A 19,856-nucleotide genomic window follows, 5' to 3' on the forward strand; every position below is an offset into this window, starting at 1 on the left:
ATGCTCCGCGACGGCACCTTCTACGACCCACAGCCCGCCCCATCAGCTTGACGAAACCCATAGGGGCACCCCCCCGGGGGGAGGGAAGGAAACAGAGCCACCATTTGGTGGCGTAATGATCCGGGCTTACGACAGCGTCCCGTACCTATCCAGGCGAACCAGTTCCCGCGAATCGGCGGCCTCTTGTCGTGACGGGAGAGCGCCACCCGGACAATCCGACAATCCGAGCCAGGCGTGGCAACCGGTCACCCGTCGTATCAGCCGATGGTGGGTTAGGCGGTACTTCCGTCCGCAACGGTCGTTGGGCCGGTCGTGATCAACCCCAGCCCTCATGTCACAGCCCGTGGGCGGACGAGCCGCCGCCGGTTCGCCCTCGCGCTGGCCCCCCTGCTCGTGGGTGGCACCGTCCTGCTTGCAGGGAGCGCGGCGGGGGCCGTCTCGGTGGCTTTCGCCGGGGAGGTCCCGGTCACGGTCCATGCCGCGCGGGTTTCCGCCTCGGGAGTGTCGGCCTCCCCGGCCGCCTCGGGTCGTGGCGGACTGCTGCCGGCGCTGGCCACGCACATGGAACGGGCCACGGTGCAGGACGCGTGCGTGACTTCCACCGCCCACCTGCCCGTCGTCGGCGCGGTCACTGCCGTCGTTCGCATCGAACGGTCGTCTGCCTCGAGCCTGACGGTGGAGGCGGGCAAGGCCACAGCCCGGTCGGTGAAGCTCACCGGCGCGAAGTTCACCACCCCACAGGTGGGCCTGGACCGGCCCACGGGCCTGTTCACCGTCGGCGCACAGAAGGTCAGCGGCAGCACGGTGACCACGCAGCCGCATGCCTTTACCGCCGGGACAATCACCTCTGAGGGCGTCACCATCGACCTGCGCCACGGCGCGGGCGGATGCGAAAAGTGAGCGGCCCAGTGAGTACAGCAACGAGAGGTGACTGGCGCTCCGGCTGGCGGTGGTGGCGTCAAGGGCGGCCGTTCGCGGCGGGGCTGTTGCTGGGGCTCGGCGGGCTTGAGTTGATCTGCGTTTCCTGGGTGGGGCTGGGCTTCCTGCGGTTCACCGGCACCGCGGGGGCCGCCTCGTGGGCCCTTGGTGCTCTGTTCGTCGTCGCCGGTGTGACAACGTGGCGCAACCCCGCCCTGCGCTACTTCTCCGGCGTCCTGGCCGCAGTGCTGTCACTGGTCAGCCTGATCGCCGCCAACCTCGGCGGCCTGCTGCTGGGCTTCCTGCTCACGGCCGTCGGCAGCGCCCTGGCCCTGGCCTGGGTCCCCCAGCAGGTGCCCTCGGCCCGGGAGGACGCGTGAGGTTGATGTCGATGAATTCTCCTGTCGTGCCCTTCGCCGGTGTCTACGGCCGTAGCGGCATCCACGACCCGTCCCTGCGCCGCGGCTACGAGATGTGCCGCCGCGCCACACGCGCGACAGGCGAGATCGAGTACGCCGTGTCGCTGCTGCTGCCGCCACCGCTGCGTCTCGCCACATGGGCGCTGTACGGTGCCTTCCGGGCCGTGGATGACCTGGTTGACGCACCTGGTGGGGCACAACCCGCTCCCGGGGCGGCTGAATCCGCCGACGAGGCGGGCCAGGGGCGGGCCAGGCGGCTGGAGGGCTGGATCTCGGCGTTCGAAGCGGACCTGCGCCACGGTCGCGGCACCGCCCCGGTGCGACAGGCGCTGATCCACACCATGCTGACGTGGAACCTGCCGCCGGGACTCCTGCACACGATGTTCGAAGGGCTGCGCGGGGACGTTCAGGGACGGCAGTTCGCCACCTGGCAGGAGTGGCGCCGCTACAACAACCTGATCAACACCCCGCTCGTGCTGAGCGGGGGCCCACTTCTGCTGCGGATCGCGGGTCTGTCTGTTGAGCCGGAGGCGATCGCTGCGGGCGTGCCGGAGGCGGCAGCGGCATGGCAGACCGCCGTCGACGCCATCTACCTGACCGACTGCCTCATCGACCTTTCCGACGACTTGGGCCGGGGCCACGTATCGCTGCCGCGGGAGGTGCTGGACGAGGCCGGGGTGCGCCGCACCGACCTGCTGGCGCGGCGAGCGACCCCGGAGATCGTGGACATGGTGGGTGGTCTGGCCCGGCAGGCCCGCACCTGGCTGGACCGCACGCCGCTGCCCCCGGTGCTGCACCCGGCTGTCGGCATCGCGCTCGGCACCTACCGCGACCTGTACCGGCTACGGCTCGCGGCCATGGCCGACGCCCCCGCCGCGCTCCTGCACCAACGCCCCGCCCTGTCACGGCCCACCCGGCTGCGCCTGCTCTTCCCTGCCCGGGCGCGAGCGGCACTGGCCTGGAGCCTCTTCCCGCTTCCCGTACTGCCCTGCGGGCCGACACAACCCGGGGTACCCGACGGACCAGACACACCCTGCGGGCCGGGAGGGCTCAGCCCAAAACCGCCGGCCGCGCGCCCGCGCCTGCCCACGCCTCCAACCCCCCACCCGTCCGGCGCCCGCCCGCCCCAGCTACCCGCCGAGGCCATGCCCCGCCATGTCGCGATCGTCATGGACGGCAACGGCCGCTGGGCCACCATCCGCGGCCTGCCCCGCAGCGACGGCCACCGGCAAGGCGTCGAGGCACTGGTCGATGTCGTCCACGGCGCCCTGGAGATCGGCCTGAAGCACCTGACCCTGTACGCGTTCTCCACCGAGAACTGGAAGCGCCCCGCTGACGAGCTGCACACTCTGATGCATGAGATCCCCCAGGTCGTGCGTCGAATGGTGGACGACAAGCTGGACGTCCGCGTGCGATGGGCGGGGGCGCGCTCCCGTCTGCCGGCCGACGTCATCAAAGATCTCCTTGAAGCGGAGCGGACCACCCGCGACCGCAGCGGACTGACCCTGACCATGTGCGTCAACTACGGCGGCCGCGCCGAGATCACGGCAGCCGCAGCGAAACTCGCCAGGGAAGCGGTCGCCGGACAGATCGACCCGGGCTCCATCTCCGAGCACGCCTTCGCCCGCCACCTGCACGCCCCCGAACTCCCCGACGTCGACCTGTTCTTGCGCACCGGCGGCGACCAGCGCACCTCCAACTTCCTGCCCTGGCAGGCCACCTACGCCGAGCTGCTGTTCCTCGACACCCCCTGGCCCGACGTGGACCGCCGCACCCTGTGGGACGCGATCGAACAATACGCCCGCCGCGCCCGCCGCTACGGCTCCGTCCCCCGCATTCCCGCTGCGGCCCAGCCCGCCGCCTGCGAGGGCAGCGTCATCGGAAGGAACCCATCGTGGTGACCCCGGTTGCCGACCTGCTGCCTAAGCTGCCCGCCATCTCATCCCCTCATGAGGGAGGTCGTTGTGCCAGCCAATTATCGTGTTGCCGTGACCACGCACACGGCAGCTCCCGTCTCGGTCGACGCGATGCTCGACGACCTCAGGACTCTCGTCGAGATCGAATCGCCTTCCGGCGATCCCACTGCCTTGGCCGCATCGGCCAAGGCACTCGCCCACATCCTGGAAAACCGGCTCGGCGGCAGTGCCGTCCTCGTCGAGGGCGAGGCAGGACCGCACGTGCGTTGGTCGGGCGGGGGCGAGCCTAAGGTGCTGATCCTCGGACACCACGACACGGTGTTCCCGCACGGCACTCTGGCACGGCGCCCGTTCCGGGTCGAGGACGGGCGGGTGACCGGTCCGGGCGTCTTCGACATGCTGGGCGGCTTGGTGCAGGCGATCCACGGGCTCGCTGCGCTCGAGGACCTGACCGGCGTTGAGATTTTGGTGACGTGCGACGAGGAGAACGGCTCCCACACCTCACGAAAGCTCATCGAGGAACGCGCACGGGCGTGTGGCGCGGCGCTGGTGTTCGAGGGGGCGGCTGAAGGCGGTGGGCTGAAGATCGGCCGCAAGGGGTGCGGCACCTTCGAAGTGCTGATCACCGGTCGGGCCTCGCACGCCGGCCTCGAACCCGAAGCCGGCGTGAACGCCCTGGTCGAAGCCGCTCACCAAGTACTTCGCATCGAGGCGATGAGTCGGCCGGACGCAGGTACCACCGTCACTCCGACCATTGCCACTGCCGGTACGCAGAGCAACGTCGTCCCGGCCGAAGCGTCCGTGGTCGTGGATGTGCGCGTCGAGACCGCAGACGAGAAGGATCGCATCGAAGCGGCCTTCGCGGCACTCACGCCGCACCTCGAGGAAGCCGTGATCGAGGTGCGCGGCGGCGTGGGCCGCCCGCCGATGCCGCAGACCGCAGCGACGGAGCTCTTCGCGATCGCCCGCCGACTGCTGCCCGGCATCGAGGCCGTGGCCGTGGGCGGGGGCAGCGACGGCAACTTCACGGCAGCGCTGGGGGTGCCGACCCTCGACGGCCTTGGAGCCGTCGGTGGCGGCGCCCACGCCGACCATGAGTACCTGCTGGTCGAGAACATGGCCGAACGCGCGAACCTGGTGACCGGCTTGGTGGCGGCGATCCGCACCACCTGAGCCGCGCGGTCATCGTCGGAGCCGTCCCGTCAACGTGGGCGTCCGTGTCGGTCACGGTTTGCGGGTCCTCGAGTCGCCGGCCTGGCCGCCCGCAGGCGGAGCGATCACGGTAGGCGGCGCCCAGCTGGTCCGCCGAGTTGCCAGCCGGCGTGGCCGACACCAAGCGACGGCTTACCTGGACTGGCGATGGCGGCTGCAGCTCTGGCAGCCGCCATCGGCTTTCCTGGGCAGCCATCCGAGCCGACCTCGGTCCCGCCCGACTTGGATCCGCGTCGGAACTGAGGATGGCTGCGGCACGTTGCCCAGCAGATCGAGGTCACCGGCCGACCAGGCCCTGGATACGCCGCCCGAACAATGCAGGTCCGCTGTGTGGGCCTCGACGCCCGCGTGCAATCGGTCGGCGTGACCGAACGGGGGCCATGGCCGTCCCTGGCGCACGCCTTTGTGGCCTACGTGCTCACGACACGTGCCGACGCTTCCCTTACATGCCAGCTCGAGTTGCTGCTGAGGCAGAAGCTGTCTTGACCATCGAGCAGGATCGTCCAGTTGGTGCCGCCGGGGGTGGTGGTCGGGCTTGCTGGCATCGGCCCGGCCTGCTGAGCGGGCTGCCGCGCCTTGCCCTCATTTAGACCGTGGTGTGCAGCGCTGTGCGGTGCCCATCTGTTCGGGGATGGTCTGCCGGCTTTCACGGTCGACTCCTCTGGTATTGGAGGCGGTGTAGGGCCCCGGGGTGGAACTTGGGGCGCGTCTGTCCCACATGGAGGGCCGGTCGGGTGCGTCAAGGATGGTGTTGATGCGGCAGGCGAACTCGTGACCGGGGAGCGGGAACTCGGTGTCAGGCTCGCGGAGATATCCGTGACATCGGCTGGGACATCAACATCGACTCCACCTCGATCCGCGCTCACCTGCACGCCGCAGGAGCGCCGCAGGCACCGCCGCGGCCCTGTCGGCCACATCAAAGGGGGCAGCGGAAAGCTCAGCGCACATGCGCGCACTTGTATCTGCGGCCGTTCTTGGAGGAGGCGGTGCGGCAGGCGAGGCTCTCGGTCGCTCGCGCGGCGGGCTGACGACGAAGCTGCACCTGAGCGCGGACGGCAAGTGCCGGCCACTGTCGCTGGTCGTGACACCAGGGCAGCGGGCCGACTGTACGCAGTTCGAAGCGGAACCCTGAGCAGCGTCGTACGGCCGCCGGGGAACGTTGCAGCACCAGGTCGAAGCCGTGCTCTGCTCATGCACTGCGCGGGCGAGCACCTGTCGGGCCATCAGCGTGCGGCGGCCCGGCACCGCCGCCGCAGTGACGCGGCGCTCCTTCCAGCCGTGCCTAGAAGCCGTCCACCCCCAGCTCGGTAATGCCTGCGTAGAGCCAGCTCCACACCTCACCGCAGGGCGTCTCACGGTCGAACAGACCGGGCGACAGCTCGTCGATCTCGTCCATGAAGACCTCCGCCACCGCATCCCGGCCTCCCTCCACCCAATAGGGGTGCCAACAGGCGTTGCTGTAGCGGTAGACGGCCTCAAGGACACGGGTGAAGGCATCGAGGTCCGGGGCGAGCGGCACCAGTGTCCGGTCGGTCAGGCCGTCCAGCCGGCACCAGATGTGCACGGACCCGTCGTGGCGGTGCAGATACAGCTCGCCGTAGTCGACCCTGCCGAAGGCGATCAGGTCCGTGGCCCTCACCCCGTCGGGCAGGCCGTCCTGCGGCAGCTCCTCGTCGGTCGGAGGCCGCATGGCCTCGGGCCGTCGGGCCTCGTACTCGGCGCTGTGGCACAGCCACGACGTGGGCAGACCGATGTACCGCAAGAAGCGTCTGCTGCCCGGGTGTTCGAGCCCGTCGGGCAGGTCGCTGTCGGGTATGCGCAGCACATGCCTTTCACCGAAGGCGTCGTCGACCCGTTCCGCGGTGAGCGGGCCCGTCGGCCGCCGTACCTTCGGTTCGGTCTCGGGCAGCGCCTCATCGGCCGAGCCGCAGTCGATGCCCTCACCGCGCGGCCAGTCCCTCAGCACCTCCTCATCCGTCTCGATCACCGCAATGCCCGAGCACCCCTGCACCAGATGCCGGGTCCTGCCGCCCTCGACGGCGAAGGCGACCGCGCCCTCCCAGCTCACCGGCGCGGTGAGGTTCCATTCGTTCAGCTCGGGTGTGTCGAGCGCTGCGCGCGACAACGGCGCTGCCGGCAGCGAGTCCTCGACCTGGAGCCTGACCCTGTCGCCCGTTTCCGCGTCGAGCCAGAGACGGCCGCGCCAGTCCGCCACCTCGATGAGCAGCCGGCCCTCGTGCAGACGCCAGTGGACCTGGAAGTAGTCGCCGTTCAGGCTCGGGTGGGCCACGAACCAGTTGGCGGGTCGCCACCACGCCCACACCGTCCGCCACGGCATGCCCGGCTCGGCCTTCGCGATCCCCTCCGCGTACTCCCCGTGGCCGGTCGCCTTGGCCGCGAAGTGCAGCCAGGAAGCGAACTCGGCCCGCGTCACATCGTCGCTGCCGAAGATCGCCTCGGCCTGGAGGAAGACCTCCGGCCCCTCCCGCCCTACATCCTGCGCACCGTCCTCGGCGGCGAGGTGGTCGCGCACCGCCACGCGGTCCGCGTCCAACAGCCGCGCGGGGTCGGCCAGTACGTCGTCAAGATCCTCGTTCATGCACACATCGTGTCACCGCGCCAACTTGAGCTCGTCGCCGGTGACGGCCGGGACGGGGGCCGGTCCGATCTGGTCTGGGTGAACTTCAGGCGTCGGTCGATGAATTCCGCTCGGTCGAAGGCGGCGTTGCCTGCTGGCCGTTGGGGCCAGCGTCGCTGGCTCGCAGGACTGTTGCTGTGTGTGTTCCGTGCGAACGGCGCCATGCCGTCCCCTCCCCGAGGCCCGTGACCGCATCCCATCGAGACCGGGGGGCCGGCTGGGATCGCGTGCGGGTCCCACTGTGCCCTGCCGTTCGTTCCCGTACCCGTGAAGGGTGACAATCGGGCATGGCCGACATCTGACTGCGTCGACCGGCCTGGAACCACTCAGGCCCACCGCGGTTGGGCCGGCCCGCTGGACGCTGGTGCGTCCAGGAACATGTTTGTCGACGTTGTCTCGCCTCTGGAGAACGGCATGCGATGCTGTGCGGTTGTGCCGTCACAACCGACCTTTGCGCATTGCCAAGGATTTCCCCCGTTAGGCATGCCACCCAGGATGCGAGTCCGCGCAGCGTCGCCAACAATGGTGACGAGGCGCCGTACGAACTGATGGGCCTTCACGCAAGTTCTGCGATCTTGCTATCTCTTCAACGATCACATTCCCATCGCCAACTCAGGTGACTGATCATGTGCGTTTCACTGGCGACATCCAAAGGAACCATGGCAATGGCGAGATCCGCGAGAGGAGGGAAGAACATGCAGTCGACGGAGATCGACCGAAGCCGGCTCGCGAAGAGCGAGAAGGAGTACGCCGCCTTGCTGGCGAGCGACGACGACTGGTTCGCCCGTACCGCCGAGAACGTCGAGCGCCTACGTGCCAGCCGTCACCACGCACTGTCAAACCTCGACCATGAGGACTTCAGAGAGTTCCTCGACAGCCTGGCCTTCCGTAACGGCGGGATGGTGGCCGGAAGCTACAAGCCGCTGATGTCCCTTCCCCTGACGCAGATCTTCGAAGTTTTCGAGAGCTTCGGGATAAGTCGTCAATTGATCGCTGAAGAGCCGACAGGAAGGGAAGGCTGCGACTCGTCGCGGCTGTAGCCGTCACGGGACTCGGAGGCTATGGGCAGACTGACCCAGCGACAGGGCCTCTGCGACGCGGGCAGGGTTGCGACGAGGGCAGACAGGACGCAGAGGACAGCGGCAGCGAGGCCGCGTTGAGGTTGAGCAGCGTTGACCATGTACTGGATTCCATCGTGTCGAATGGATCGGCCACCTCGCCGGCGACGCCCTCGACGCAGCGCTGAACGATCTTGTGACGGTCGCCAGGTGGCGTCCCGAACGTCGTCAGTACGCCCCGAACGACCAGAAGACGCCTACCTCGTCGTCTGTCACTGCGATCAGGCCCAAGTCCTCGAAGAGGTCGAGGCCGTTGAGGTACTCGGAGGTGAGGAAGCTGTGGGATTCAGTGCCCCGGAGGCCCGCTGCGAGGAAGTCCGGGGCCGGGTCGGAGGCGGCGGCTGTCGCGTTGGTCCAGTAACGCGCGGTGGGCCCGTACCGGTCGAGCAGGGTACGGGCGTCTGCCAGCACGGCGTCCTGGTCCGGGCGGGAGCGGACGGGGGCGGGTTCCGACTGCCATTCCTCGGCCATGATGGCGAGCGCGGCGACTGCCGCCTCCGCCTCCAGGGGGTACAGGCGGTCGGGGAGCTCTGATACGGCCGGGGGGTCGAAGGGGTACGCGGGCACCGTGTGGCGGGCGTCGTTGGCGCGGTCCCAGTCCAGTCGGACCCAGCCCCGGGGGTCAGGAACCGACCGGTGCAGCACGGCGTGGACGTCGCGCGCCCAGTCCTGGTGCCGCCGAGGGCCGGTGGCCGCGAAAGTGTACGTGTCGTCGAGAAGCCGCAGCGCCGCCGCGTTCCAGGGACATCGACGGCAGCGGAACTCCGCTAGCAGGCTGCCGACTTGGCGGGCAAAGGTGTCCTTCGGCTCGCAGGGGATACGCCGGAGCTGGTCGAGGGCCCAGCGGACGAGCTCGCCCCCTCCTTCCGGTGCAAGGCGAACCAGCCCGTGCGGGAGCGGGAGGTCCGTTCCGTCCCAGAGCGCCTCCAGGTGCGCATCGAGCAGGTCCAGGGCGGTCCGGTCGGCAGGCAGGGGCATTTCGCCACTCTAGGCCGTCTCTTTCGACCAGGCCGGCCCCGGGTGATCGGCAAGACGCTCGCTGCGGCCAACGATTCGGAGGAGTGACGATGCCGTTCCTCATCTGTCCCGAGCAAGGCGCGGTGCTGTCGAAACTTGTGCGCTGGCGGTCTTGTCGGTCCTCGCTGCTAACGTCCCCACCATGGCAAACCGTTCGTATCTCTACTCCGCAGACTCGATGCCGAGCGAGGCGGAGATACCCAAGCAGATCCGATGCATATCCCAGCACAACTGGGACATCCCGCTCGCGCACAAGCTCATGGTGGGGCGCGGAACGACGATCGTCCCGTCCATGATCTGGAACCCTCCGATCGGCATTGCCGCGGACTATGCCGAAGGGGCGGCCCTGCTCCGCGAGCTGCTGCTCGCGGTCGGCAAGGGCCTGGAGGACGACGCCGAGTTCGCCGAATGCGTTGCCGGAACCATGGCCCACCTCGAGAAGCAGCAGGCGAAGTACTTCGTCCTCGAAACCGGGGAGATCGTCTCGATGACGGACGACGATCCGGCAGCGAGCGTGCGGCGTCTGGCGTCCGAGGACATCCCAGACGCCGTTGCCAAGGCCGAGGCGGCGATCGCGGGCCAGAACGACGTCTGGCTGGCCTCGATCCGAGGCGACTGGCAGACGTACTTCGCGTCCTTCTACAGCGAGACGCTCTACTTCTCCTTCCCCAACTGACGGGGCTTGCGGTGCGGTGCCTGGCGATCCCGACCTGATCCGGACGGCACGACCTGGCCTGCCGGCCGCGCTCCTCAAGGCGCGTCGACGTACGCCGACGGGCACAGTGGTCGCCGTCACGATCGGAGCTCCTCGGAGGCGGCCAGACGTTCTGCGGCGTACGCGCGGGCGGTCGTGGCGGGTTCGGGGGCCTCGGGGTCGGTCGCCGTCTTCGGACACGCCGGTCCCGGCGGCCCTCCTCCGCCTCCCTCCCCCCAACGGCAGCGCGTCAAGCGGGAGCGCCGGCCCAGGCAGTCAACGCGCGGGCCCGCTGGTCACCACGTACGCCGGCCTCGCCGGTCCGGGTGGCCCAGGCCACGTGGCCGTCGGGGCGTACGAGGATTTCGCGTACCCCGTCCAGCACCGCATGCTCGTCGCGAGTCTCGACGCGCACGGCCGTGACCCGGTCGGCGCACCCGGGGTCGAAGGCACTCGCAGGGCCCTGGTCGCCGGCGGCCGAGAGCAGAACGAATCGTCCTCGGTGGAGCAGCTCGTACACCCGCGTCGCCGCCGAATCCACGGCCTTGAGACCGATGTCGGGCATACGCCGGCCCACCAATGGATCAGCGTCCGGGGAGGTCGGCGGATAGACGGTGCCGAGCGCTGAAATCTGGTCGGCGAGACGCCGGTTGACCTCGGGCATGCCCAGCAGCCGGTCCAGCAGCCCCCGCAGCGCGGTGGCCGGGCGCTCGTAGCGCGGGTCGAGTGCCAGCTCCACGAGCAGGGTCTGGACCTCGGTGTTCTCCGTGACCGACTGCCCGATGGGCCGACGCTCCGCGTCGTAGCTGTCGAGCAGCCCGGACGGCGCCCAGCCGTTCATGACGGCCGCCAGCTTCCATCCCAGGTTCATGGCGTCCTGGAGCCCGGTGTTGAGCCCTTGCCCAGCCGCCGGGAAATGGATGTGGACGGCGTCGCCCGCCAGCAGTATGCGCCCTGATCGGTAGCTCTCCGCGAGCCGGGTCGCGTTGCCGAAGCGGGACAGCCAGCGGGGCTCAGCGATGCCGCAGTCGGAGCCGACGATGCGGATCAGGGACGTGCGGAACTCCAAGTGTCACCGGTTCCAGCGACGGCACCCGCATCCGCTCCGGGTCCAGGTAGACGATCCGGGTCAGCCCTTCGTCGAGCGGCGCGATGATCACCCCGCGGGCGCGCGCGTCGTCGAGCGCTCCGGGCTGCGGGTCCATGCGGGCGAAGTCCCCGAGCACTCCGGTCAAGGTCTCGTCCGTGCCTCGGAAGCCGATCCCCGCGGCCTGTCGTACGACGCTGCGCCCGCCGTCGCAGCCGGCCGCGTACCGGGCTCGCAAGGTCTCGGTACGGTACCCGGCGCCGCGCGCCTCCACCGCAACCCCGGCGCTGTCCTGACGCACACCGACGGTCTCGTATCCCCGGCTGATCTCCACGCGCAGCTCGCGCGCCCGCTCTGGAGGAGAGCCTCGGTACGGGCCTGGGCCAGGAAGAGCGTGTAGCCGTGCCGGGAGTCCAGGCGGCTGAAGTCCAGGTGTGTGCGCAGCCCCGCGAAGTGCCAGCCCGGCACCGTGCGGCCGAGGCGGAGGAACCGGTCCAGCAGCCCTCGCTGGTCCATGAGTTACACACTGCGTGGGTGCAGGCTCAGCGCCCGCGAGTCGCGCTGCGCTTCGGTGCGGCGCTCCAGGATGCGCGTACGTACGCCTGCCAGCGCAAGTTCGCAGGCCAGCATGAGCCCGGTCGGGCCGAGGGTGGCCTGACCGCGAAGATTCATCTAGCCGCAGATGGCGGCTGCCGACCCCTGGCAGTGCTGATCACGCCCGGACAGTGGGGCGATGCACCTCAGATGATTCCGGTACTGCAGCGCGTTCGAGTATCGCGGCCGGGAGGCGGTCACCCGCGCACCCGACCTGATCACGTCAGCGGTGACATGGCGTACTCATCCATTCGCAACCCCCGCTACCTGCGCAGGCGCCAGACCAAGCACACCATCCCCGAACCGAAGAACCAGCGGGTCAACCGGCAGCGCCTCGGTGGTCGAGGTGGTCGGCTCACCGGCTTCGACAGGTCACTTTCCAGGCGTAGAAACGAAGTCGAGCGGACCGTCAATGCCCTCAAAGCGTCGCGGGCCGTAGCAACGAGGTACGACGAGAGGGCGCATGTCTTCCACGGCACCGTCACCCTCGCTGCGATCCGGCTGTGGCTGCGTTCATGATCGCCGGGTGCCCGTTACTCACCGGGATGACCTTGATGCCCGAGCAGGCCGAGCGCCGTCAGCACAGTGACACATAGGGTCATCCAGCCGATGAACGCGCCACCGCCGTACAACACCGCCCCGGCCACCGGCGCCCCGGCCTCATGCGACAGTGCCCCCGCCACTAGCGCTACCAGCAGCGACGACACGAATGACAAGAGCGTGAGAAGTACCTGAGCGGAAAAAGTCAGCCTCACCAGTCGATCCCTTCACGCAGGTGGTCGACCAGTCGGCAGGCAGCCTCAGCTCGACCACCGATTGCGATGGCCTGCTGAGGCTCTGCGACGATTAGAGACTCATCGTACTCATTGCTTGTCGAGAGGAGCACTGTCCCCCATCGGACACGTCGCCAGTGCTCTGCGGCTCTCGAATGAGCAACACGGAGCTTAGCGGGGGGCGTTGGAGATCGCCACCATCCGCGACTGGAGGGCTGGCCGGGTCGGCATATCGCCCAACAGGACTGTATACACCCATCGGACAGACCCTGGTGGACTCGACGCACAGCTGGCTGGCCGTGATCGCAGCAAGTCTCGCACGATCTGTACTCAAAGCAGCGGAGCGTCACTACCGGCAACTGCTCGGTGGCGACCTCAGGCCCTGAATGGTCCGATCGATTTGCGCTTCGTCTTGTGCGGGTTGAGGCAGCGTAGGGCCCACCGGGCGCACCGCAGCAGCGCCGAACCCCCTTGCTCCGGGGCGTTGCTGCCTCTCGCTCGGCTGCAGTGGGGCATGCTGTTCGCAGCTGCTCTTGGGAGGTTCTGGTTCTGGAGAGCGTTGACACTCCAGACCTCGGGCCAGGATGGCGCTGCGCAGGTAGCGGGCTCGTTGGTGCACGGGCGACGCCGTGCCGCAACCAAACGGTTGTTTGCTGCACGACGCTGTTGCTCGATTCAAGTCCCCCTCGCCGGTTGCCACCTGGCCCGGATACGGGAAGGAGCCGGGGACTTTGACTAATAGTGCTTCGTTACGTTGCGTGATCTCGGCTGATCGTGGGCAGCTTTCCGGGGTGAGGTTGGGGGAAGTGGAACGGCTCCGGGGTGAGTTGGCGGAGTTCGGCCTCGCCCGCGGGCGCGGACTGCCCGTGGCCGTTGCCGATGTGTTCGGGTCGTTGCCGCACAGGGATCAGCGGCGGTGGGGCGAGTGTTATCTGCGTGGCCTGATGCTCGATGGCCGGCGTAAGTCGGTCCAGCCGATGGCCGAGCGTCTGCCGGACGGGAACATGCAGGCCCTGCAGCAGTTCGTGAACCAGTCGCCGTGGGATCCGCTGCCGGTCAGGCGGTCAAGCGCCTGGACGTGACCGACCCCGAGAGCGTCACGGCCTGCCTTGGCGAGGTGATCGCCGGGCACGGCCGTCTCGACGCACTGGGTCGACGACGCCGGCGCCGCCCAGACCGGCACCATCGAACAGGCAGTCTCGACGACGTCCATGCCGCCCCGGAGGTCAACGTCTCGGTGTTGAGGCCACCACGCCCCGTCCTGCCCGCTACGCGCCTCCGAGGGTCGGGCGATCACTGTCACCAGCGTCGGCGAGGCGGTCGGTCAGCCTTTCAACGGGCCGATCGTGCGGCCAAGTTCGCCGTCGAGGGCTTTGCTTCGTAACCGACGGGCGACACCGCTATCGCTGAGTCTTAACAGCACTTGGTGATCACAGAGCAAGAATGTGTCGAAGAGAACCGACACCAGTCATGAGCGTACTGTGGCGCGACGCTGCTGAGGATCTCCGAAACCTTCACCTCGGCTCGCTTGATCCACCAGACTTGCTCTCGTTTCCCAACGGAGAAGGGACGGCAAGCATGGCGAACAGCGCACTTCTGGTGATGGACGTCCAACGGGACGTCGTGGCCATCGCCGACGACGGCTGCGGATATCTGCCGCGCTTGCGCAGTGCGATCGACGGTGCCCGGGCTGCCGGCATGCCCGTGATCTACGTGGTGATGGGGTTACGGCCGGGCGAACCGGAAGTCAGCCCTCGCAACAAGGTGATCACAAACGCCGTGCGGGCCGGCCTGTTCACCGAGGGTGCCCCTGGCACCGAGATCCATCCCGACGTCGCGCCCCAACAGGGCGACGTCGTGGTTACCAAGAGGCGGGGGAGCGCGTTCTCGGGCAGCGACCTCGACTTGGTACTCAGGGCCCGCGATATCGACAGCCTTGTTCTCACCGGCATCGCCACCAGTGCTGTGGTGCTGTCCACCCTGTGGCACGCCATCGACCTGGACTTCGGCCTCACCGTCCTGGCGGATGCCTGCCTCGACACTGACCCCGAGGTACACACGATGCTCATCGAGAAGCTGTTCCCGCAGTGGGCAGATGTCGTCGCCGTCGAGGACTGGCTCAAAGCCATCGCACCGCAATAGAGGGAGGCCGTCCGAAGCATCGGGGCAAGACGGCATAACCGCCCCCGTCCAGGTGAGGTCAGCCAGCGGTGTTCTGCGCTGCTGCCGGGCTTGGGCGATAGCCAGGCGGTAGGATTCGGTGCCGGTCTGGATGAGGTTGCCGCCGAAGGTGAGCCGGTCCACGATGGCCGCGCAGAGCCGGGGGTCGGTGAAGGTTCCGGTCCAGCAGCCGAACCACTCGTTGGAGGCGATGGCAACGCTGTTCTTCTCCTCGCGCTCGGTCAACACTTGAAACAGCGGCTCAGCGCCCCTGCGGTCCAGCTCCATATAGCCCCACGTCGATGCAGAGAAGATCGACTCGGCCGCAGCGGGCGATGGTCTTGGTCAGCACCTTCTCGTCCGCGGCGTCGACCAGCTCGTTGACGAGCTTGGTGGCGAGTGTGTAGCGGACCCGGTAGCCGGCCATCGCAGCCTCGGTGCCCAGCGCGATCAGCAGGTGCGACTTGCCGGTGCCGGAGTCGCCGATCAGGCAGAGCGGCAGGCCCTTCTTGACCCACTCGCAGGTTGCCAGGGTGTGGATGTCCGCCGGGTCCACGCTGGGGTTCGCCTCGAAGTCGAAGGCACGCAGTGGTTTCTCATGTGGAAACTGGGCGGCCTTGATCCGCCGTTCCGAACGGCGGCGGGCCCGGTCGTCGCCTTCGGCCATCAGCAGTTCGGCGAGGAAGCCGCGATACGACATCTGGTCACGGGCAGCGGCTTCGGCCAGCGCGGGGCACTGGGCCCGGATGGTCGGCAGCCGCACCATCCGGCATGCCTGGTCGACAGCAGCGTCGGCGGCCTGTTCGGTCAGCCCGCGGTGGCGTTAAAGGTCGTCATGGTGTTTCTCCCTCGACGGCGGAGTGGTCGGTCGGCCGCCTCGGTCGCAGCAGCTGGTCGGTAGGCCGCGACCGACGGCAGCGGGCGGTTGTCGGGCGGCAGTGGGCCAGGCGTCGTTCGGTCAAGAACATCACACTCGCCCGGTCCGGGTCCGGATCTGCCGTCGTGGCCGGCGCATCGTCGGCCTCGGCGGCCTTGCGGGCTTCCAGCGGGCTCCTTCGAGGCCCGGACCGCAGTACATGCTTTCGATTCCATAATGCGAAGGGAACGCAGTCCACCGCTCGTTCTCCACCCGCGCTCTCGACAGGCCCAGCACCCGGGCGACCGCAGCCCGCAGGTTGTCATAGCGCACCTTGCCCCAGGGGACGCCGCCCAGCACGCGAAGAGCGTGGACGTGGCCTTCGAGGAACGCCTCCTGCCCGCACGAGGCGAAGATGCTATTCCGCACCACTGATCTGGGGCCAGTGGAGAACCGAGAGAACATGCAGCAAGATGTCTGGGATGAGTTCCCTCGACAACGCCTGGGACGAGCTGCGCGGACGGCTTCGGCTTGGCCAGCGGCTGGCCGGAACAGTGAACTGGGTTCACCGTCCCGGCGTCACCGGGATCGGTGTCGACCTGGGGCTTGCCATCAGTGGCTTCGTCGACGTGCTCATGCTGCCGCGGGACGCGACGCGCTGGCCTGCCGTCGGCACGGCGACGGACTTCGAGGTCTGGTGGATGGATGACCGTCCGCAGATCAGGCTCATGCCCCTCGACCCCGGCTTCGTGCGCGAAGACTTCGACAGTTGGGTGCTCGTTGAGGACTCCCCGGCGGCAGCGCTATGGCGTGAGCGCCATCGAGGGCTCCCGAAGGGGGCCGGCGAAGGCCTGATCAGCTGAGTGCGTTGTCCCCTGACTCGCCTTGCTCTGCTTGTTGTTGACGTAGGCGTTCGGCCTGGCGCTTCTTGTCCGCGATGTGCCGCAGGCTCTCTTGAAGGTTGGCGACCTCGCCGAGCCATTGCAGCCGTCGGGCTTCGTCCAGTCGCTCGTGGGTGTTGCGTTCGATCTCCAGCAGCCGGGGGACCTGGCTCAACGACATACGAAGCATCGGACAGCGCACACACGCTGATTCATGCTGGCAGGGTGTCCCATACGGACGGTCGCATCGACCCAAAGCGACCTTCCGCAGGCTGAAGTGGTCTCGGAATTCCTCCCATTCGGTGTCGGTCGGCTCGCGGTATTCTTCGCTGGGCCGATGGGTTCGGCGTTGGTCAACGAACTGGCGGTAGTGGCGGATCACCTCTTCCGGATAGACCGCGATATACCCCTGAGTGGTATTTGGGTCGAGGTGCCCCAGTAGCTTCGCCGCGATGTGAATAGGCAGTCCGCCGTTGACGGTCTCCGTGGAGAAGATTCTTCGGAAGTCGTGCGGCGTGAACTTCAGCGGAGTGCCGTCGACGTCGGTGATACCTGCCCGCCGGGCCAGGCCGGCGAGGAGCTCTCGGATGCGGTCCTGCGGGATGACCTGCAGCTGGTGGTGGGTGACGCGCTGGAACAGATGCGGCAGCAGCGGGCCGAAGGTGCGTTCGTAGCCGTCGTACCGGCTGAGAAGTGGCACTGTGCCGTCGTGCTTGATCCGGCGGATGATGCGGGCCAGCACCGCGACCAGGTCCGGGTCGGCCGGGATGACCCGTTCGGCGTCCGTCTTGGACGGGCTGATCTGCAGCAGCGGCACCATCTCCCCGGTCGGTGCCTGATACTGGCGCAGGCTCACGTGGGTCAGTTCAAGGAGTTCCTCGATGCGGGTTCCCGTCCTGCGTAGCACCTCGATGGCGGCGAAGGTCCAGAAGGCGTTGTCTTCCAGGCGTTCTGCGTCGAAGCGAGGGCCGGGCTGGTCGACGGGAGTGACGAACAGAGCGCTGGGACGCCATGTGCTGGCGCCGCGGCCGGTGCGTCGATAGCGCAGGCCGTCGATGGTGAACTCCTCGCCGGCTGCGGCGTCACGCGCGGCGGACAGCATCCGTGCGGCCGCGTCGAACTCGTCCTTCGCGGCGGTGATGAGCCGCGGAAGCACGGGAATCAGGGTGCGGGTCCGTTGTTGCATGCGGGCTTGGCGGCGCCTGGCCTCTTTGATGTAGCCGCGGATGTCGGCCTCGCCGACGGGGGACGGCGCGGCCCACCGGGCCCAACGGGCGGGATCCTCCAGCGACCACTGCAGCAGGTCGAGGTAGAACGCGCGGACCGCCAGCAGCACCGAGTGGAAGGTGCGCCGAGCCTGGCCATTCGGCAACGTACGGATCCGTTGTTTCCACGCCTGGGCCACCGGATCGGGTAGCTGGAGCGAGCAGATGCCTGGATGGTGGCGTTCCAGGTCGCGCCAGAACAAGTCCACCAGCACCTGGACCAGGTTTACCAGCGAGCCGTAGTCCAGCGCGGCGGAGCGCTCGACCAGGTAGTGCACCAGGACGTCGCGGATCTCCTTGTTCGCGACCGGGTAGCGGTCCACGAGTTCGGCCACCGACAGCTGCCCGCGGGCCTGGGCCTCCCGGAGCGTCGGCGGCAGGTCCTCCAGTCCGCCGACCGCGCGTACCAACTCGTAGGCCATCGGCAGTGCAGCGACCTTGCTGCCGCACGCTTGTCGGGCCGCCGCGTAGGCGCCGAGGTCGGCGAGGTTAAGTTCGCGCAGCGGCTTGCCTGTCACGATCACCATGCGGGTGAGCACGTTCACGGCTTCGGCCGCGTACTCGTGCCCCTGGTGGCGGGCGGCGTCCCGCTCGACGGCGGCGAATGCCTCGGCCTGGTTGTGGCGGCGGAACGACGCGTAGACGCCCAGCAGCCTGCTGCTCGACAGCCAGGCGTAGGACGGGCGGACGGCCCCTAGCACGACCATGATCCCAAGTCCGGCGGTCAACCGGTTCCGCAGCGCGGGGGTGAGATCCTGTGGTCCCCACCGTCGGCCCTGGTCCTCGGCCCCGCTGAGCAGCCAGCGATCCTGCCAGCCCTCGCCCGGGAAGGTCTCCAACCAGTCCAGGATCCGCGTCAGCGCCAGATTCTGCCTCCACCGCTGCTGGTAGGACGGCTGATCGAGGAGCGCCTCCGCCAGCGTGCCCAGCTGCGCCCGTGTGGCGGTGGCCCGCCCGGGTCGCGCGGCTGGCCCCGACGCCCGCGCTGGCGGCGAGCCCGTCAGCACGCGGGGGTCGCGGTGGCTGACCGGTGGGCGGGCCACCTTGCCGTGCCGGCCGGCCATCAGTCGTTCCCGCCGAACACATCGGCCAGGTCCTGCGGGTCGTAGGACCAGCCTTGCAGCGACCGCGGTGCCGGTTTCGGGCGCGTGTAGTGCTCGTGGACCTTCGCAATGACCTCGTCGGTTCGCGGACGCAGGTAACCACCGGTGGTGGTGATCTGCCGGTGCCGCATCACCTGCTGGACGTCGACGAGGGTGACATTGGGTTCGGCGATCAGCCGCAGCCCCAGCGTATGCCGCAGATCGTGAAGGCTGACGTTGGCTCCGATCCGCTCGTTGATCCGCGTCAGGACGGCGCGCAGCGCGGTGTAGGTCAAGGGCCGCAGCGGATGACGGCGGGTCCACCACAACGGCTCGTCCGGATCGGGCCGGTGCCCCGCGTCCAGGAGTTCACCGAGGTAGACAGCCATCCAGGCGAACGTCTCCGGCGCCGCCGGGCACGCCTGCTTGATCCCGCCGAGGCCCTTGGTCCGCACGTAGATACGGCCGTCGCCGGGGTGAGCGTCGCCCACCGCCGTGCCCAGCAGCTCGGCCGCCCGCGCGCCGCTGGACAAGAACATGCTGAACATCGCCCGGTCCCGGTTGCACCCCAGCCCAGCGAACACCTCGTCCAGCACATCGTCGGGCACTGCCCGGGGCGGTCGGTCAGGCTGCTTCTGCCGGTAGGAACCCCGCCGCTGTGGGTGGAACGGCTCCAGCGGGTTGTGGTGGGCGTTCGGACGGCGACCGAACCGTGACTGCGGGGGAACCGGCGACACCACCGGCCCCTCTCCGGTCTGCCGATGGAAGTCGTAGAACGCCGAGATCACCGACAAGGCATGATTGACGGTGGCCGGGGCATAGCCCTCCGACAAGTACGGCTTGCCCGTACGGGGATTCACCGAGCCCGCGACCGGAGCGCCTGCGCGTCGCCGATCCCGTGTCGGGTTGTGCGCGGTCCGCAGCCACAGCAGGAAGTCCCGCACGTCGACCCGTTGCGCACGACTCCACACGACGCCGACCGCCGCGAGGCACCGGAACCACCGCAACAAGTCGTAACCGTAGGACCGGCACGACGCCGCGCTGTTCCCGCACGCCAACAAGTCACGCAGGAACTCGCTGACCGGCCCGATCGGCACCCGGGCACCGTCACATACCACCCAAGGGAGCGTCGGATCGGTCGTCGCCGTCACGCGGCCGACCCTGGCGACCACGAGCCCGGACACGTCCCGTCGCGGCGCCTCTCGTTGCTGTTCCACCAGTACTCC

At 68.6% G+C, this 19,856-nt stretch carries 12 protein-coding genes and 5 pseudogenes; 11 read left to right on the forward strand and 6 right to left on the reverse strand.

The window, feature by feature from the left end:
* Positions 1-312 precede the first annotated feature (312 nt).
* The 5 genes and pseudogenes from ACHBTE_RS34725 to ACHBTE_RS34745 form a co-directional block, all read left to right on the forward strand.
* The gene (locus ACHBTE_RS34725) at positions 313-900 is read left to right on the forward strand and encodes a DUF6230 family protein (RefSeq protein ID WP_394729575.1); all 588 of its coding nucleotides are present in this window, start codon (positions 313-315) and stop codon (positions 898-900) included.
* A gap of 8 nt (positions 901-908) precedes the next feature.
* On the forward strand, positions 909-1,298 hold the full coding sequence (locus ACHBTE_RS34730; protein WP_394729577.1) for a DUF6114 domain-containing protein: 390 nt from the start codon (positions 909-911) through the stop codon (positions 1,296-1,298).
* A gap of 11 nt (positions 1,299-1,309) precedes the next feature.
* Complete coding sequence (gene uppS, locus ACHBTE_RS34735) at positions 1,310-3,238, forward strand: polyprenyl diphosphate synthase (RefSeq protein WP_394729580.1); 1,929 nt, start codon at positions 1,310-1,312, stop codon at positions 3,236-3,238.
* Between the two features lie 126 nt (positions 3,239-3,364).
* Entirely contained in the window at positions 3,365-4,426 is a 1,062-nt protein-coding gene (locus ACHBTE_RS34740) for a M20 family metallopeptidase (RefSeq protein ID WP_394729616.1), read from the forward strand.
* 1,042 nt (positions 4,427-5,468) lie between these two features.
* Positions 5,469-5,582 (forward strand): annotated as a pseudogene (locus ACHBTE_RS34745) (IS5/IS1182 family transposase); the annotation flags it as partial.
* Between the two features lie 165 nt (positions 5,583-5,747).
* Here the strand turns inward: ACHBTE_RS34745 and ACHBTE_RS34750 are convergent.
* Positions 5,748-7,064 carry an SUKH-4 family immunity protein gene (locus ACHBTE_RS34750; protein WP_394729582.1) on the reverse strand — a complete coding sequence of 439 codons (1,317 nt, stop codon included), beginning with the start codon at positions 7,062-7,064 and terminating at the stop codon, positions 5,748-5,750.
* A 734-nt stretch (positions 7,065-7,798) separates the two neighbouring features.
* On the opposite strand from ACHBTE_RS34750, the gene ACHBTE_RS34755 reads away from it, so the two are divergent.
* Positions 7,799-8,143: a hypothetical protein gene (locus tag ACHBTE_RS34755; RefSeq protein WP_394729584.1), complete on the forward strand. Its 345-nt coding sequence runs from the start codon at positions 7,799-7,801 to the stop codon at positions 8,141-8,143.
* Between the two features lie 246 nt (positions 8,144-8,389).
* On the opposite strand, the gene ACHBTE_RS34760 is transcribed toward ACHBTE_RS34755, so the two are convergent.
* Positions 8,390-9,199, reverse strand: a complete 810-nt coding sequence (locus tag ACHBTE_RS34760; RefSeq protein WP_394729586.1) for a hypothetical protein — start codon at positions 9,197-9,199, stop codon at positions 8,390-8,392.
* A gap of 181 nt (positions 9,200-9,380) precedes the next feature.
* On the opposite strand from ACHBTE_RS34760, the gene ACHBTE_RS34765 reads away from it, so the two are divergent.
* The gene (locus ACHBTE_RS34765; protein ID WP_394729588.1) at positions 9,381-9,914 is read left to right on the forward strand and encodes a hypothetical protein; all 534 of its coding nucleotides are present in this window, start codon (positions 9,381-9,383) and stop codon (positions 9,912-9,914) included.
* 268 nt (positions 9,915-10,182) lie between these two features.
* Here ACHBTE_RS34765 and ACHBTE_RS34770 read toward each other — a convergent pair.
* Positions 10,183-11,649, reverse strand: a pseudogene (locus ACHBTE_RS34770) (monooxygenase).
* On the opposite strand from ACHBTE_RS34770, the pseudogene ACHBTE_RS34775 reads away from it, so the two are divergent.
* From ACHBTE_RS34775 to ACHBTE_RS34785, 3 genes and pseudogenes are all read left to right on the forward strand, one after another.
* Positions 11,542-12,132, forward strand: a pseudogene (locus ACHBTE_RS34775) (IS5 family transposase); the annotation flags it as partial. The pseudogenes ACHBTE_RS34770 and ACHBTE_RS34775 overlap by 108 nt on opposite strands.
* A gap of 1,045 nt (positions 12,133-13,177) precedes the next feature.
* Positions 13,178-13,459, forward strand: a pseudogene (locus ACHBTE_RS34780) (transposase); the annotation flags it as partial.
* Positions 13,460-13,964: 505 nt separating this feature from the next.
* Positions 13,965-14,528: a cysteine hydrolase family protein gene (locus tag ACHBTE_RS34785; protein WP_394729618.1), complete on the forward strand. Its 564-nt coding sequence runs from the start codon at positions 13,965-13,967 to the stop codon at positions 14,526-14,528.
* A 75-nt stretch (positions 14,529-14,603) separates the two neighbouring features.
* Here the strand turns inward: ACHBTE_RS34785 and istB are convergent.
* Positions 14,604-15,312, reverse strand: a pseudogene (gene istB, locus ACHBTE_RS34790) (IS21-like element helper ATPase IstB); the annotation flags it as partial.
* A 572-nt stretch (positions 15,313-15,884) separates the two neighbouring features.
* On the opposite strand from istB, the gene ACHBTE_RS34795 reads away from it, so the two are divergent.
* Positions 15,885-16,265 carry a hypothetical protein gene (locus ACHBTE_RS34795; protein WP_394729590.1) on the forward strand — a complete coding sequence of 127 codons (381 nt, stop codon included), beginning with the start codon at positions 15,885-15,887 and terminating at the stop codon, positions 16,263-16,265.
* On the opposite strand, the gene ACHBTE_RS34800 is transcribed toward ACHBTE_RS34795, so the two are convergent.
* Together ACHBTE_RS34800 and ACHBTE_RS34805 are read right to left on the reverse strand one after the other, a co-directional pair.
* Entirely contained in the window at positions 16,258-18,612 is a 2,355-nt protein-coding gene (locus ACHBTE_RS34800; protein WP_394729592.1) for a tyrosine-type recombinase/integrase, read from the reverse strand. The genes ACHBTE_RS34795 and ACHBTE_RS34800 overlap by 8 nt on opposite strands.
* Positions 18,612-19,847: a tyrosine-type recombinase/integrase gene (locus ACHBTE_RS34805; protein WP_394729594.1), complete on the reverse strand. Its 1,236-nt coding sequence runs from the start codon at positions 19,845-19,847 to the stop codon at positions 18,612-18,614. The genes ACHBTE_RS34800 and ACHBTE_RS34805 overlap by 1 nt, the downstream gene beginning before the upstream one ends.
* Positions 19,848-19,856 lie beyond the last annotated feature (9 nt).

The sequence above is a fragment of the Streptomyces sp. M41 genome (genome assembly GCF_043673425.1).
Lineage (GTDB): Bacteria > Actinomycetota > Actinomycetes > Streptomycetales > Streptomycetaceae > Streptomyces.

Bases quoted from the DNA above. Each gene is read 5' to 3' on its own strand.
- uppS (WP_394729580.1), top strand. From the start codon at position 1,310: ATGAATTCTCCTGTCGTGCCCTTCGCCGGTGTCTACGGCCGTAGCGGC.
- ACHBTE_RS34740 (WP_394729616.1), top strand. From the start codon at position 3,365: ATGCTCGACGACCTCAGGACTCTCGTCGAGATCGAATCGCCTTCCGGC.
- ACHBTE_RS34750 (WP_394729582.1), bottom strand. From the start codon at position 7,064: ATGAACGAGGATCTTGACGACGTACTGGCCGACCCCGCGCGGCTGTTG.
- ACHBTE_RS34755 (WP_394729584.1), top strand. From the start codon at position 7,799: ATGCAGTCGACGGAGATCGACCGAAGCCGGCTCGCGAAGAGCGAGAAG.
- ACHBTE_RS34760 (WP_394729586.1), bottom strand. From the start codon at position 9,199: ATGCCCCTGCCTGCCGACCGGACCGCCCTGGACCTGCTCGATGCGCAC.
- ACHBTE_RS34765 (WP_394729588.1), top strand. From the start codon at position 9,381: ATGGCAAACCGTTCGTATCTCTACTCCGCAGACTCGATGCCGAGCGAG.
- ACHBTE_RS34785 (WP_394729618.1), top strand. From the start codon at position 13,965: ATGGCGAACAGCGCACTTCTGGTGATGGACGTCCAACGGGACGTCGTG.
- ACHBTE_RS34795 (WP_394729590.1), top strand. From the start codon at position 15,885: ATGAGTTCCCTCGACAACGCCTGGGACGAGCTGCGCGGACGGCTTCGG.
- ACHBTE_RS34800 (WP_394729592.1), bottom strand. From the start codon at position 18,612: ATGGCCGGCCGGCACGGCAAGGTGGCCCGCCCACCGGTCAGCCACCGC.